The 13,448-nt window shown below is 64.3% G+C and carries 9 protein-coding genes; 6 read left to right on the top strand and 3 right to left on the bottom strand.

Annotation, left to right across the window (positions count from 1 at the left end; all coding sequences use genetic code 11):
* Window positions 1–147: 147 nt before the first annotated feature.
* Genes ACW9UL_RS13410 through fabI form a run of 6 tightly spaced genes read left to right on the top strand, consistent with a single transcriptional unit; the run spans window position 148 to window position 8,366 of the window.
* The gene (locus ACW9UL_RS13410; protein WP_457787317.1) at window positions 148–1,977 is read left to right on the top strand and encodes an extracellular solute-binding protein; all 1,830 of its coding nucleotides are present in this window, start codon (window positions 148–150) and stop codon (window positions 1,975–1,977) included.
* Complete coding sequence (locus ACW9UL_RS13415) at window positions 1,974–3,821, top strand: extracellular solute-binding protein (RefSeq protein ID WP_457787318.1); 1,848 nt, start codon at window positions 1,974–1,976, stop codon at window positions 3,819–3,821. Before ACW9UL_RS13410 ends, ACW9UL_RS13415 begins: the two co-directional genes overlap by 4 nt.
* Entirely contained in the window at window positions 3,821–4,906 is a 1,086-nt protein-coding gene (locus ACW9UL_RS13420; protein WP_457787319.1) for a microcin C ABC transporter permease YejB, read from the top strand. The genes ACW9UL_RS13415 and ACW9UL_RS13420 overlap by 1 nt, the downstream gene beginning before the upstream one ends.
* A 2-nt stretch (window positions 4,907–4,908) precedes the next feature.
* Entirely contained in the window at window positions 4,909–5,928 is a 1,020-nt protein-coding gene (locus ACW9UL_RS13425) for an ABC transporter permease (protein WP_021443952.1), read from the top strand.
* A 1-nt stretch (window position 5,929) separates the two neighbouring features.
* The gene (locus tag ACW9UL_RS13430; protein WP_021443953.1) at window positions 5,930–7,543 is read left to right on the top strand and encodes an ABC transporter ATP-binding protein; all 1,614 of its coding nucleotides are present in this window, start codon (window positions 5,930–5,932) and stop codon (window positions 7,541–7,543) included.
* Window positions 7,544–7,571: 28 nt separating this feature from the next.
* A complete protein-coding gene (gene fabI / locus ACW9UL_RS13435) occupies window positions 7,572–8,366 on the top strand; it encodes an enoyl-ACP reductase FabI (RefSeq protein ID WP_021443954.1) in 795 nt (264 codons plus the stop codon).
* Window positions 8,367–8,496: 130 nt separating this feature from the next.
* Here the strand turns inward: fabI and ACW9UL_RS13440 are convergent, their stop codons facing one another.
* The 3 genes from ACW9UL_RS13440 to lon all read right to left on the bottom strand — a co-directional run bounded on the left by ACW9UL_RS13440 (window position 8,497) and on the right by lon (window position 13,339).
* On the bottom strand, window positions 8,497–10,344 hold the full coding sequence (locus tag ACW9UL_RS13440) for a SurA N-terminal domain-containing protein (RefSeq protein ID WP_457787320.1): 1,848 nt from the start codon (window positions 10,342–10,344) through the stop codon (window positions 8,497–8,499).
* A gap of 190 nt (window positions 10,345–10,534) precedes the next feature.
* Complete coding sequence (hupB, locus tag ACW9UL_RS13445; RefSeq protein WP_003239952.1) at window positions 10,535–10,807, bottom strand: nucleoid-associated protein HU-beta; 273 nt, start codon at window positions 10,805–10,807, stop codon at window positions 10,535–10,537.
* Window positions 10,808–10,942: 135 nt separating this feature from the next.
* Window positions 10,943–13,339, bottom strand: a complete 2,397-nt coding sequence (gene lon, locus ACW9UL_RS13450) for an endopeptidase La (RefSeq protein WP_397498450.1) — start codon at window positions 13,337–13,339, stop codon at window positions 10,943–10,945.
* Window positions 13,340–13,448 lie beyond the last annotated feature (109 nt).

The following is a 13,448-nucleotide window of genomic DNA, read 5'->3' on the forward strand; positions in this document are numbered from 1 at the left end:
ATCGGTACCCTCGCTGAGCTTTCCCCAAGTGTATGCCAAAGTGCTGTCATTGCTTGCCTGGCACGGCGGTCTTTTTCCTGCCGATACAAGCTGTTACTGTACCGACCCAGAAGCCCAAAAGCCGCCATGGATCGGATCTCGCCCCCGATGCGTTCCCCCCTCCCGCTGTTCCTCAGCCTGGCCTTGAGCTTTCCCGTCTCTGCGACCATCAGCGAGAGCCACGGCTACGCCCAGTTCGGGACGCTCAAATACCCCGCCAGCTTCAGCCATTTCGACTGGGTCAACCCCGAGGCGCCCAAGGGCGGCACCCTGCGGATCATGGCCTCGGGCACCTTCGACACGCTCAATCCCTACACTTTCAAGGGCAGCAGCCCGATCTCCACTGCGCATTTCCTGCAGTACGGGGTCAACGAGCTCAACGAGCCGCTGATGGTCGGCACCGGCGCCTACGACCCCTCCGGTGACGAGCCGGCCTCCAGCTACGGGCTGATCGCCGCCAGCGTGGAGTACAGCGAGGACCGCAGCTGGGTGGTATTCAACCTGCGTCCCGAGGCGCGCTTTCACGACGGCAAGCCGATCACCGCCTACGACGTGGCCTTCTCCTACCGCCTGCTGCGCAGCGACGGCCATCCGCAGTACCGCACCCACCTGCAGGAGGTGAAGCGCGTCGACATCCTCAATCGCCAGCGCATCCGTTTCGTCTTCAAGCGCGCCGGCAACCCGCTGCTGATCCTGCGCCTGGGCGAGCTGCCGGTGCTGCCGCAGCACTACTGGAAGGACCGCGACTTCAAGGCCACTACCTTCGAGCCGCCGTTGGGCAGCGGCCCCTACCGCATCGCTCAGGTGGTGCCGGGGCGAAGCCTGGTGTTCCAGCGGGCCAAGGACTGGTGGGGCAAGGATCTGCCGGTCAATCGCGGCAAGTACAACTTCGACCGCGTCGAGGTGGAGTTCTACCGCGACAACCACGTCGCCTTCGAGGCCTTCAAGGCCGGCGAATTCGACTTCTACATCGAGAACCAGGCGAAGAACTGGGCCAACGGCTACCGCTTTCCCGCCGTCACCCGCGGCGAGGTGATCCGCGCCGAGATCGCCCACCAGATCCCTACCCAGACCCAGGCACTGTTCATGAACACCCGCCGCGGCCTGTTCGGCCAGCGCAAGGTGCGCGAGGCGCTGGGACTGATGTTCGACTTCGAGTGGACCAACCGCACCCTGTTCAACAACTCCTACGTGCGCGCCAGCAGCTACTACCCCAACAGCGAGTTCTCCGCCACCGGCAAGCCGGAAGGCGCCGAGTGGCTGCTGCTGTCGCCGCACCGCGACAAGCTGCCGGCGCGGCTGTTCAGCCAGCCCATCGTGCAACCGGTGACCGACGGCCGCGGCATCCCGCGGGAAACCTTGCGCCGCGCCCTCGGTCTATTGGCCGACGCCGGCTGGAAGCCTGCCGGCCAGGAACTGCGCAACGCCCGCGGCGAGCGTTTCGAATTCGAGATCATGCTGGTCAACCCCAGCCTCGAGCGCATCCTCCAGCCCTACGTCGCCAACCTGGCCAGCATCGGCATCCGCGCCAACCTGCGCACCGTCGACCGCGCCCAGTACAAACAGCGCCTCGACCAGTTCGACTACGACATGATCCTGCTGACCCTGCCACAAACCTTGAGCCCCGGCCTGGAACAGTCGCTGTATTTCCACTCCAGCCAGGTGAACGTCAAGGGCAGCAAGAACTACGCTGGCGTCGCCCACCCGGTGGTCGACGCGATGATCGACAAGCTGCTCTCGGCGCAGACCCGCGACGAACAGATCGCCGCCACCCGCGCCCTGGACCGGGTCTTGCTTTGGCAGCACTACAGCATCCCCAACTGGTACATCAACTATCACCGCCTGGCGTACCGCAACCGGTTCGCCTTCGTCACCACGCCGCCCTACACCCTGGGCCTGCGCACCTGGTGGCTGAAGCCCACGGAGAACGCTCGATGACCCACCCGCTGCGCAGTTTCCTGCTTCACGGTAGCAGCCTCATCCTGCTCGGCCTGGCCGGCCTCGCCCTCGCCGCCCCCAAACACGCGGTCACCCTCTACGACGAGGCGCCCAAGTATCCGGCCGGCTTCCAGCACTTCGAATACGCCAACCCCGATGCACCGAAAGGCGGCACCTTCCGCCAGGCCGGCTTCGGCGGCTTCGACAGCCTCAACCCCTTCATCAACAAGGGCGTCGCCGCCGACGATATCGGCCTGATCTACGACACCCTCACCGTGCAGAGCCAGGACGAGCCGTTCAGCGCCTACGGCCTGGTGGCGGAGAAGATCGAGAAGGCCCCCGACAATGCCTGGGTACGCTTCCACCTGCGCCAGGAGGCACGCTTTCACGACGGCACGCCGATCACCGCCGAGGACGTCAAGTTCACCTTCGACATCCTGATGGAGAAAGGCGCGCCCATGTACCGCGGCTACTACGCCGACGTCGAGCGGGTCGAGGTGGAATCGCCGCAGCGCGTGCGCTTCGTCTTCAAGCACGCCGGCAATCGCGAACTGCCGCTGATCGTCGGCCAGTTGCCGGTGCTGCCCAAGCACTGGTGGGCCGAGCGCGACTTCAGCAAGAGCAACCTGGAGGTGCCGCTCGGCAGCGGCCCGTACCGGGTCGCCCGGGTGCAGGCCGGGCGCAGCATCCGCTACGAGCGGGTGACGGACTGGTGGGCCAAGGATCTGCCGGTGAGCCGCGGTTTCTACAACTTCGACGCCATCCAGATCGACTACTACCGCGACAACACCGTGGCCCTGGAGGCGCTCAAGGCCGGCCAGTTCGACTACTGGCTGGAGACCAGCGCGAAGAACTGGGCCACCGCCTACAGCGTGCCGGCCGTGGCCAACGGCCAGCTGGTCAAGGAAGAGATCCAGAACCGCAACCCCACCGGCATGCAGGGCTTCGTCTTCAATACCCGCCGCGCGCAGTTCCAGGATCGCCGCGTGCGCGAGGCCCTCGGCCTGCTGTTCGACTTCGAGTGGGCCAACAAGCGCCTGTTCAACGGCGCCTACACCCGCACCCGCAGCTACTTCGACAACTCCGAGCTGGGCTCCAGCGGCCTGCCGGGCGAGGACGAGCTGGCCATTCTCGAACCGCTGCGCGGCCAGATCCCGGCCGAGGTATTCAACGAGGAGTACCGCGTGCCGACCACCGACGGCAGCGGCATCATCCGCGAGCAGCAGCGCCGCGCCTACCAGTTGCTGCAACAGGCCGGCTGGCGCATCGACGGCGACCGCATGCTGGATGCCAGCGGTCAGCCGGTGAGCTTCGAGTTCCTCCTGGCGCAGACCGAATTCGAGCGCATCCTGCTGCCGTTCAAGCGCAACCTGGCCGATCTCGGCATGGAGCTGGTGATCCGCCGGGTCGACGTCTCGCAGTACATCAATCGCCTGCGCTCGCGCGACTTCGACATGATCGTCGGCGGCTTCGGTCAGTCCAACTCGCCGGGCAACGAGCAGCGCGAGTACTGGCACTCCTCCAGCGCCGACAATCCCGGCAGCCGCAATTTCATCGGCCTCAAGGACCCGGCCATCGACCAGATCGTCGAGGGGCTGATCAACGCCGACTCGCGCCAGAGCCTGATCGCCCATACCCGCGCCCTCGACCGCGTGCTGCTGTGGGGCCACTACGTGATCCCCAACTGGCACATCAAGACCTGGCGCGTGGCCTACTGGAACCGCTTCGAACACCCCAAGGTGACGCCGCTCTATGACATCGGCCTGCACACCTGGTGGGTACGCCCTGGCCTCGAAGAGCCAAGCGAGGCCCAGCAACAGGCGACCGAAGAGGCGAAGCAATAATGCTGGCCTATATCCTTCGCCGCCTGCTGCTGATCATCCCGACCCTGTTCGGCATTCTGGTGATCAACTTCGTCATCATCCAGGCCGCGCCCGGCGGCCCGGTCGAGCAGATGATCGCCAAGTTGGAGGGGTTCGATGCGGCCGCCGGCGGCGCCACCGGGCGCATCGGTGGTGGCGGCGCCGAAGTTTCGGTGGCCGGCTCCAACTATCGCGGCGCCCAGGGCCTCGACCCGCAGCTGATCGCCGAGATCGAGAAGATGTACGGCTTCGACAAGTCGGCACCGGAGCGTTTCTGGATCATGCTGAAAAACTACGCGCAGCTGGACTTCGGCGAGAGCTTCTTCCGCGACGCCAAGGTCATCGACCTGATCGTCGAGAAAATGCCGGTGTCGATCTCCCTGGGGCTGTGGAGCACCTTGATCATGTACCTGGTCTCCATCCCCCTGGGGATCGCCAAGGCCACCCGCCACGGCAGCGCCTTCGACGTCTGGACCAGCTCGGCGATCATCGTCGGTTACGCCATCCCGGCCTTCCTCTTCGCCATCCTGCTGATCGTGCTGTTCGCCGGCGGCAGCTACTTCGACTGGTTCCCGCTGCGCGGCCTGACCTCGAACAACTTCGATGAGTTCAGCCTCGGCGGCAAGATTCTCGACTATCTCTGGCACCTGGTGCTGCCGGTTACCGCGCTGGTGATCGGCAACTTCGCCACCCTGACCCTGCTGACCAAGAACAGCTTCCTCGACGAGATCAACAAGCAGTACGTGGTCACCGCCCGCGCCAAGGGCCTGACCAACCACCGCGTGCTCTACGGTCACGTGTTCCGCAACGCCATGCTGCTGATCATCGCCGGCTTCCCCGCCGCCTTCATCGGTATCTTCTTCACCGGCTCCCTGCTGATCGAAGTGATCTTCTCCCTCGACGGCCTCGGCCTGATGAGCTTCGAGGCGGCGATCAACCGCGACTACCCGGTGGTGTTCGGCACCCTGTTCATCTTCACCTTGCTGGGGCTGATCGTGAAACTGATCGGTGACATCACCTACACCCTGGTCGATCCGCGCATCGACTTCGAAAGCCGGGAGGGCTGAACATGAAGCTTTCCCCGCTCAATCAACGGCGTTTCGAGCGTTTCAAGGCGCACAAGCGCGGCTGGTGGTCGCTGTGGCTGTTCCTCGTGCTGTTCGGCCTGAGCCTGGGCGCCGAGCTGATCGCCAACGACAAGCCGCTGGCGGTGCGCTACGACGGCCAGTGGTACTTCCCGGTGCTCAAGCGCTACCCGGAGACGGTGTTCGGCGGCGAGTTCCCGCTGCAGGCCAACTACAAGAGCCCCTATATCCAGGAGCTGATCGCGGCAAAGGACGGCTGGATGCTCTGGCCGCCGATTCCCTTCAGCTACTCGAGCATCAACTACGACCTGGAGGTGCCCGCCCCCGCCCCGCCCTCGGCGCAGAACTGGCTGGGCACCGACGATCAGGGCCGCGACGTGCTGGCGCGGGTGATCTACGGCTTCCGCATCTCGGTGCTGTTCGCCCTGATCCTGACCCTGGCCAGCTCGGTGATCGGCGTGATTGCCGGCGCCCTGCAGGGTTTCTACGGCGGCTGGGTCGACCTGCTTGGCCAGCGCTTCCTGGAAATCTGGTCGGGCCTGCCGGTGCTCTACCTGCTGATCATCCTCGCCAGCTTCGTGCAGCCGAACTTCTGGTGGCTGCTGGGCATCATGCTGCTGTTCTCCTGGATGAGCCTGGTCGACGTGGTGCGCGCCGAATTCCTGCGCGGGCGCAACCTGGAGTACGTGCGCGCCGCGCGGGCGCTGGGTATGGAGAACGGCGCCATCATGTTCCGCCATATCCTGCCCAACGCCATGGTTTCGACCATGACCTTCATGCCCTTCATCCTCACCGGCGCCATCGGCACCCTGACCGCCTTGGACTTCCTTGGCTTCGGCCTGCCACCCGGCGCACCCTCGCTCGGTGAACTGGTCGCCCAGGGCAAGAGCAACCTGCAGGCGCCCTGGCTGGGCATCAGCGCCTTCGCCGTGCTGGCGATCATGCTGAGCCTGCTGGTGTTCATCGGCGAAGCCGCCCGCGATGCCTTCGACCCGAGGAAATGACATGAGCCAGCACGAAACCCTGCTGCAAGTACGCGACCTGGCCGTCGAGTTCGTCATGGGCGAGCAGTGCCAGCGCGTGGTCGAAGGCGTCAGCTTCGACATCCGCAAGGGCGAGACCCTGGCCCTGGTCGGCGAAAGCGGCTCGGGCAAGTCGGTCACCGCCCACTCCATCCTGCGCCTGCTGCCCTACCCGCTGGCGCGCCATCCGGCCGGCAGCATCGAGTACGCCGGCGAGGACCTGCTCAAGCTCGGCGAGGGCCGTCTGCGCGGCATCCGCGGCAACCGCATCGCCATGGTGTTCCAGGAGCCGATGACCTCGCTCAACCCGCTGCACAGCATCGAAAAGCAGATCAACGAGGTGCTCGCCCTGCACAAGGGCCTGCGCGGCAAGGCCGCCAGCGCCCGCACCCTGGAACTGCTGGAGCTGGTCGGCATCCCCGAGCCAGCCAAGCGCCTCAAGGCCTACCCGCACGAGCTGTCCGGCGGCCAGCGCCAGCGGGTGATGATCGCCATGGCCCTGGCCAACGAGCCCGAGCTGCTGATCGCCGACGAACCGACCACCGCACTGGACGTCACCGTGCAGCTGAAAATCCTCGAACTGCTCAAGGATCTGCAGGCGCGCCTGGGCATGTCGCTGCTGCTGATCAGCCACGATCTCAATCTGGTGCGCAGAATTGCCCATCGCGTATGTGTCATGCAGCAAGGTCGCATCGTCGAACAGGCGTCGTGTGAAAACTTGTTCCAGGCGCCACAGCATCCCTATACCAAGGAACTGCTCGGCGCCGAACCCAGCGGCGAGCCCGCGGCCAACCCCGTGGGCCAGCCGCTGCTGGAAGTGGACGACCTGCGCGTATGGTTCCCGATCAAGAAGGGCCTGCTGCGCCGGACGGTAGATCATGTCAAGGCGGTGGACGGCATCAACTTCAGCCTGCCCCAGGGTCAGACCCTGGGCATAGTCGGCGAAAGCGGTTCCGGCAAATCCACCCTGGGCATGGCCATCCTGCGGCTGCTCGCCAGTCGCGGCGACATCCGCTTCCAGGGCCAGCAGTTGCAGGGGCTGAGCCAGCATGAGGTACGGCCGCTGCGGCGGCAGATGCAGGTGGTGTTCCAGGACCCCTTCGGCAGCCTGAGCCCGCGCATGTCGGTGGGCCAGATCGTTGGCGAGGGCCTGCGCATCCATGGCATGGGCAACGAGGCGGAGCAGGAACAGGCGATCATCGACGCGCTTTTGGAGGTAGGGCTGGACCCGCAGACGCGGCACCGCTACCCCCACGAGTTTTCCGGCGGGCAACGGCAGCGGATTGCCATTGCCCGGGCACTGGTGTTGAAACCGGCGCTGATCCTGCTGGACGAGCCCACCTCGGCGCTCGACCGCACGGTACAGCGTCAGGTGGTGGAGTTGTTGCGCGGCTTGCAGGCCAAGTACAACCTGACCTATCTGTTTATCAGCCATGACCTGGCGGTAGTCAGAGCGCTGAGCCACCAACTGATGGTGGTCAAGCAAGGCCAGGTGGTCGAACAGGGGTCTGCCGAGTCGATCTTCGGCGCACCGCAACACCCTTATACACAGCAGTTGCTGGAAGCCGCTTTCATGGCCCCGGCAACCGCTCACTGATCCTTGAAACAGGAAGAGGAATAGCACAATGGGTTTTCTAACCGGTAAGCGCGTACTCATCGTTGGCGTTGCCAGCAAACTGTCCATCGCCTCGGGTATCGCCGCCGCCATGCACCGCGAAGGTGCCGAGCTGGCTTTCACCTACCAGAACGAAAAGCTCAAGGGCCGCGTCGAGGAGTTCGCCGCCGGCTGGGGCTCCAGCGCCGACCTGTGCTTCCCCTGCGACGTGGCCAGCGATGAGGAGATCGACGCGGTATTCGAAGCGCTGAGCAAGAAGTGGGACGGCCTGGACTGCATCGTCCACTCCGTCGGTTTCGCCCCGGGCGACCAGCTCAACGGCGACTTCACCGCGGTGACCACCCGCGAAGGCTTCAAGATCGCCCACGACATCAGCGCCTACAGCTTCGTTGCCCTGGCCAAGGCCGGCCGCGAGATGATGAAGGGCCGCAACGGCAGCCTGCTGACCCTCTCCTACCTGGGTGCCGAGCGCACCATGCCCAACTACAACGTGATGGGCATGGCCAAGGCCAGCCTGGAAGCCGGCGTCCGCTACCTGGCCGGCAGCCTCGGCCCGGAAGGCACCCGCGTCAACGCCATCTCCGCCGGCCCGATCCGCACCCTGGCTGCCAGCGGCATCGCCAGCTTCCGCAAGATGCTGGCCGCCAACGAGAAGCAGACCCCGCTGCGCCGCAACGTCACCATCGAGGAAGTCGGCAATGCCGGCGCCTTCCTCTGCTCCGACCTGGCCTCGGGCATCAGCGGCGAGATCATGTACGTCGACGGCGGCTTCAACACCACCGCCATGGGCGCGATGGAAGACTGAGGGACTCGTTCCCGGCAATAGCAGATTGCCGGGAATGGCTTGAGACGCCCCATCAGGCAATAAAAAACCCGCACGGCGTGCGGGTTTTTTATTGCCTGAAAAGCGCCTCGAACGAGGCGCCCGGAAAGGCTTAGAAACGCTCGATATCGGCCTTGGCTTCGAGCTGCTTGCGGTAGGCGGCGAAGTCCTGCTGACCGGCGCGCGAGGCCAGGAAGTTGCGATACATGCCCAGCTCCTCCGCGCTCAGCGCCTGCTCCGGCACATTCACCCCGTCCAGACGCAGCAGCACGTAGTCGCCGTTGTTCAACGTCACCCCGGCATAGGTCGGCGTGCCGGCGGCAGCCGGCTTGGGCATGCGGAACAGCGCCTGCAGCACCTTGGGCTCGACGCCCTCCTGGCTGCGCGTCGCCGCTTCCTGCACCTGCCAGCTCTCGCTGCTGCCCTCGCCGGCCTGCACCGCCGCCAGCAGCTTCTCGCCTTCGGCCTTGGCCGCGGCCGCGGCGCGCTCCTGCAACAGGTGGCCGCGAATGCTCTCGGCGACCTGCTCCAGCGGCAGCTGTTCGGGCTTCTTGTGCTCCTTCACCCGGACCACCACGACCGTGCTCGGATCCAGTTCGATGGTGGAGCTGTTGTTGCCGTCTTCCAGCACTTCCGGGCTGAACGCCGCCTGCAGCACCTGGCGGTTGGCGGTGACGCCAGTGGCGCCGCCTTCGCGACCGACCGCCTCGCTGACCTTGACCTCCAGACCGAGCTCCTGCGCCGGCTGCGCCAGATCGGACGCCTCGAACGCCGCGTCTTCCAGCTGCTTGGTGGCCTCGACGAAGCGCTGCTCGACCTGCTGCGCCTTGTAGTCGCGAGCCAGCTTGTCCTTCAGGCTGTCGAAACTCGGCACCTCGGGCGCCTGCACGCCGAGCAGTTTGATCAGGTGCCAGCCGAATTCGCTCTTCACCGGTGCGGACACCTGGCCCTGCTGCAGGGCGTAGAGCGCCTCTTCGAAAGACGGGTCGTAGACGCCGGGGCCGGCGTAACCCAGATCGCCGCCATCGGCAGCGGAGCCCGGATCCTGGGAGAACTCCTTGGCCAGCGCGGCGAAGTCCTCGCCGGCGTCGATACGCGCCTTGAGCTCCTCGAGCTGGGTACGCGCCGCCTCGTCGTCGCCCTCGATCAGGATATGCGCAGCCTGGCGCTGCTCGGCCAGGTTGGCGATTTCGCTCTGATACAGCGGCTGCAGCTCTTCGTCGCTGACCTCGACCTGATCGAAGAAGCTGTCCTTGTGCAGCTCGACGTATTCCAGCACCACCTGCTCGGGGCTCATGAACTCGCTGGCGTGTTCGTCGTAATAGGCCTGCACGTCGCCATCGGCCAGCTCGACCGTCGCCGGGTCGGCCTTGATCGCCAGGCTGGCGAAGTCGCGGGTCTGCCGCTCCAGGCTGGCGAACGTACGGGCTTCCTGCTCGGTGACGAAGCTGCTGGCACCGAGGCCGGCACGCAGCTGACCGATCAGCATTTCCTCTTCCAGCATCTGGCGGAACTGCAGGCGGCCGTAGCCCATCTGGCGGATCACCTGATCGAAGCGCGCGGCATCGAATCGGCCATCGACCTGGAATTCGGGGGTTTGCAGAATGACCTGATCCAGCGCCGCCTGGGAGAAGGCGAAATCGGCATCGCCGGCGCCCTGCAGCAGCAGCTTGCGGTCGATCAAGCCCTTGAGTGCGGACTCGCGCAGCAGGCGCTCGTCGAGCAGCGAAGCATCGAAATCACGCCCCAGCTGTTGCAGCAGCTGACGACGCTGCATTTCCACGGCCTGGCCCAGCTCGTTGAGCGTGACCTCGTCACCGTTGACCGCGGCAGCATTCTGGCTGTTGCTGGTGCCGGTGAGAATCGCCTCGAAGCCGGTAAAGGCCATCAGCAGGACGATGAGGCCGATGATGGTTTTGGCAATCCAACCCTTTGAATTGTCCCTGATATTTTGCAGCATGCTTCCCCCAGAACGTCCGTAAAGAATGACCGGCCGCGCAGCGTGGGTAATGTCCGGATAGAAGAAAGGCGCATCCGAGGATGCGCCTTCTCGTAACGTGCGAAGCGGCTGTGCGGGCTGAGCCGACCTTGGCGCTTCGCGACCGCTGCGCAACCTGTGCGCAGCGGCGGGGCAAAGACCCGGAAGACGCTTAGTTGACGGCGTCTTTCAGAGCTTTACCGGCTTTGAAGCCCGGGATCTTGGCAGCAGCGATGCTGATCGGCTTGCCGGTCTGCGGGTTGCGACCAGTGCGAGCAGCGCGCTCTTTGACAGCGAAGGTACCGAAACCAACCAGTACAACGGAATCGCCAGCCTTCAGAGCGCCAGTGACGGATTCAATCACTGCATCCAGCGCGCGGCCAGCAACAGCTTTCGGGATATCAGCAGATGCAGCGATGGCATCGATCAGTTCCGACTTGTTCACTCTAAGTCCCCTTATTTCTGTTGAGTTTGTTTCTTGATTTTTAGTGTAAGCAAAGCGGGTGCTGGATGGCCTGCCGACACAATAAGAGCCGCTTTATAACAAGGGCTCAAAAAATGTGTCAAGGAAGCCCCCCGGCTAATGCGTGCTGATTCGCTCCTTGGAATCAGACTCGCGTTTGTCATCCGTTGCAACCATCTCCGGAGCCGCATCGGGCAAGGGCTCCGGGGCGTATTGCAGCGCAATTTGCAGGACCTCGTCAATCCATTTAACCGGTTTAATCTGCAGGTCTTGCTTAATATTTTCCGGAATTTCCCGCAGGTCGCGCACGTTTTCTTCCGGAATGATCACCGTCTTGATCCCGCCCCGGTGAGCCGCCAGAAGTTTTTCCTTGAGCCCGCCAATGGCCAACACCTGACCACGCAAGGTGATCTCGCCGGTCATGGCCACATCGGCGCGCACCGGAATCTGGGTCAGTGCCGACACCAGCGCGGTACACAGGCCGATACCCGCGCTGGGGCCGTCCTTGGGCGTGGCGCCCTCCGGCATGTGGATGTGAACGTCGCGCTTCTCGTTGAAATCGGCGGCGATCCCCAGGCTCTTGGCGCGACTGCGCACCACGGTCATGGCAGCGGTCATGGACTCGGCCATGACGTCGCCGAGCGAGCCGGTCTTGATCAGCACGCCCTTGCCCGGTACCACGGCGGTTTCGATGGTCAGCAACTCGCCGCCCACCTGGGTCCAGGCCAGACCGGTGACCTGGCCGATCTGATCCTGCTGCTCGGCCAGGCCGTAACGGTACTTGCGCACGCCGAGAAAATGCTCCAGCGACTCGGCCGTGACCTGTACCTGGAAGCGCTTCTCGCGCAGATGCTCCTTCACCGCCTTGCGGCAGACCTTGGCGATCTGCCGCTCCAGGCCGCGCACCCCGGCCTCGCGGGTGTAGTAGCGGATGATGTCGCGAATGGCGCCTTCGTCGAACGCCAGCTCGCCCTTCTTCAGGCCGTTGGCCTGGGTCTGCTTCGGCGCCAGGTACTTGATGGCGATATTGACCTTCTCGTCCTCGGTGTAGCCCGGCAGGCGGATGACTTCCATGCGGTCCAGCAGCGGCCCGGGAATGTTCATCGAGTTGGCGGTGCAGAGGAACATCACGTCGGACAGGTCGTAATCGACTTCCAGATAGTGATCGTTGAAGTTGTGGTTCTGCTCCGGATCGAGCACCTCGAGCAACGCCGAGGCGGGGTCGCCACGCATGTCCTGGCCCATCTTGTCGATCTCGTCGAGCAAGAACAGCGGGTTGCGCACGCCGACCTTGGTCATCTTCTGGATCAGGCGGCCGGGCATCGAGCCGATGTAGGTGCGGCGGTGGCCGCGAATTTCGGCTTCGTCGCGTACACCGCCCAGGGCCATGCGCACGAACTTACGGTTGGTCGCGGTGGCGATGGACTCGGCCAGCGAGGTCTTGCCCACGCCGGGCGGGCCGACCAGGCAGAGCACCGGCCCTTTGAGCTTCTTCACCCGCTTCTGCACGGCGAGGTACTCGAGGATGCGCTCCTTGACCTCCTCCAGGCCGTAGTGGTCGGCATCGAGAATGCTCTCGGCGCGCGCCAGGTCGAGACGCACCTTGCTCTCAGCCTTCCACGGCACGTTGACCAGCCAATCGATGTAGGTACGCACCACTGTGGCTTCGGCAGACATCGGCGACATCTGCTTGAGCTTGTTCAGCTCGGCATTGGCCTTGGTCAGCGCTTCCTTGGACAGACCGGCGTTGTCGATGCGCTTGCGCAGCTCGTCGAGCTCGCTATGCCCTTCATCGATGTCGCCCAGCTCCTTCTGAATGGCCTTCATCTGCTCATTCAGGTAATACTCGCGCTGGCTGCGCTCCATCTGCTTCTTGACCCGGCCGCGAATGCGCTTTTCCACCTGCAGCAGGTCGATCTCGGCATCCAGCAGCGCCAGCACATGCTCGACACGAGCAGACAGCGAGGTGATTTCGAGAATCTCCTGCTTCTGCTCGATCTTCAGCGCCATATGCGCCGCCATGGTGTCGACCAACCGGCTCGGCTCGTCGATGCCGTTGAGCGAGGACAGCACCTCGGCCGGCACCTTCTTGCCCAACTGCACGTACTGCTCGAACTGGCTCAGCAGGCTGCGGGTGAACACCTCGGACTCGCGCTCGGCGGTGTCGCCCTCCTCGATCAGTTGCACCTCGGCACGACAATGACCGTCGACCTCTATGAAGCGCTCGATGGCACCGCGCTGCTCGCCCTCGACCAGCACCTTGACGGTGCCGTCGGGCAGCTTGAGCAGCTGCAGTACGGTGGCGACGGTACCGACCCGATACAGATCCTGATCATCCGGATCATCGACCGCAGGATTCTTCTGGGCGACCAGAAGAATCTGCTTGTCGCCCGTCATCGCTGCCTCCAGGGCTTCGATAGATTTCTCGCGCCCGACAAAAAGCGGGATCACCATGTGCGGATAGACCACAACATCGCGCAATGGCAGGAGAGGCAATTCGATGGTTGTCTTCATGATTTCGGCTCAGCGGCGGCCATAAGGCCGTAAACAGATGGGATTACCCTTGGCTTTTAAGATGGGGGTAGGCCCGGCAAAAAACAAGCACTGCGGCCAGAAAAGCGAA

The organism is Pseudomonas sp. PL-6, from assembly GCF_054110165.1.

What these genes read in the sequence shown, in the direction of transcription:
- ACW9UL_RS13410 (WP_457787317.1), top strand. Translation starts at nt 148, where the DNA reads ATGCGTTCCCCCCTCCCGCTGTTCCTCAGCCTGGCCTTGAGCTTTCCC.
- ACW9UL_RS13415 (WP_457787318.1), top strand. Translation starts at nt 1,974, where the DNA reads ATGACCCACCCGCTGCGCAGTTTCCTGCTTCACGGTAGCAGCCTCATC.
- ACW9UL_RS13420 (WP_457787319.1), top strand. Translation starts at nt 3,821, where the DNA reads ATGCTGGCCTATATCCTTCGCCGCCTGCTGCTGATCATCCCGACCCTG.
- ACW9UL_RS13425 (WP_021443952.1), top strand. Translation starts at nt 4,909, where the DNA reads ATGAAGCTTTCCCCGCTCAATCAACGGCGTTTCGAGCGTTTCAAGGCG.
- ACW9UL_RS13430 (WP_021443953.1), top strand. Translation starts at nt 5,930, where the DNA reads ATGAGCCAGCACGAAACCCTGCTGCAAGTACGCGACCTGGCCGTCGAG.
- fabI (WP_021443954.1), top strand. Translation starts at nt 7,572, where the DNA reads ATGGGTTTTCTAACCGGTAAGCGCGTACTCATCGTTGGCGTTGCCAGC.
- ACW9UL_RS13440 (WP_457787320.1), bottom strand. Translation starts at nt 10,344, where the DNA reads ATGCTGCAAAATATCAGGGACAATTCAAAGGGTTGGATTGCCAAAACC.
- lon (WP_397498450.1), bottom strand. Translation starts at nt 13,339, where the DNA reads ATGAAGACAACCATCGAATTGCCTCTCCTGCCATTGCGCGATGTTGTG.